Source organism: Bradyrhizobium sp. NBAIM08 (assembly GCF_020193935.1).
GTDB lineage: Bacteria > Pseudomonadota > Alphaproteobacteria > Rhizobiales > Xanthobacteraceae > Bradyrhizobium > Bradyrhizobium yuanmingense.
Genome location: NZ_JADYVR010001402.1, coordinates 1 through 380, shown reverse-complemented (window position 1 = coordinate 380; position 380 = coordinate 1). Strand labels below are relative to the sequence as shown.

Sequence of the window (380 nt, the reverse complement as noted above, 5' to 3'; positions counted from 1 at the left end):
ACCTTGGGTTGTGCACCAGCCAGCAACCGAGTTCGGCGCAACGGCGCGCTTGCCCGGCATCCAGATGCACGCCGTGCGCAAGAATCGAGCCGCGCGGCAGGGCGCCCAGGCGTTCCAGCCGCTCCATAGGCCCGGGGTAGCCACGCTCCAGAGCATCGGCAACATCGGCCGCGTCCTCGGCCACGTGGACGTGGACCACGGTGCCGAGATCTTCAGCCAGGCGCCCGGCTGCGCGAATCGTCTCGTCCGACACGGTGAAGCTCGCGTGCAGTCCGACCAAGCCACGCACCAGCTCTGACGACGGGACCCGGCAGCATTCAGCCAGGCCACGAAGGCCTTCTGCCGCGCCAAAGTTCCGTTCGCTCGCGCCGTAGCACAGG

1 protein-coding gene is annotated in these 380 nt (G+C 68.7%); it reads right to left on the bottom strand.

The window, feature by feature from the left end; genetic code table 11:
- The coding region (locus tag I6F37_RS45135) for an amidohydrolase family protein (RefSeq protein WP_249795529.1) at positions 1-280 on the bottom strand (280 nt) is incomplete at its 3' end.
- Between the last annotated feature and the right edge of the window lie 100 nt (positions 281-380).